This is a genomic window from Clostridium sartagoforme AAU1 (genome assembly GCF_000401215.1).
Taxonomy (GTDB): Bacteria; Bacillota; Clostridia; order Clostridiales; family Clostridiaceae; genus Clostridium; species Clostridium sartagoforme.
Genome location: NZ_ASRV01000292.1, coordinates 1 through 441, shown reverse-complemented (window position 1 = coordinate 441; position 441 = coordinate 1). Strand labels below are relative to the sequence as shown.

General features: G+C 16.3%; 1 protein-coding gene. It reads left to right on the top strand.

Annotated features, from left to right (window positions below; translation table 11 throughout):
- The first annotated feature begins 285 nt into the window (after positions 1-285).
- Complete coding sequence (locus A500_RS20640) at positions 286-432, top strand: PAS domain-containing protein (RefSeq protein WP_157453714.1); 147 nt, start codon at positions 286-288, stop codon at positions 430-432.
- Positions 433-441 lie beyond the last annotated feature (9 nt).

The following is a 441-nucleotide window of genomic DNA, read 5'->3' as shown; positions in this document are numbered from 1 at the left end:
TTTAAAATTTATACTATAAAATGTTGAAAAAAAGATAGAATTTGTTAAAATTAATGTAAATTTATTAACACTAAAGATTTTAGTATCACTATCTACTAATTATATAAATATATTTTTTATTAACGATGTAGTAAAGTTTGTTAAAATTATAATTTTTACCAGTACCGTATTGATTATTATAGTTAATATAGCAAAAGAAAATTACAATTTATATTTAAAGAAACTGTAAAAACCAATAAAAATCTAGAGGATATAAATAAGGAAATAATATATAACAATTATAAATTGGAAGAAGTATATAGAAATTTAAATGAAAAGCAGTTACTATATAAAAGATTTTTAGGATGTTTACCAAATCCTATTGTTATAATAAATAATAATCTAAGAATATATTATTGTAATGAAAAATTTTTAGATATTATGGAAAGTTAATAATTTAAA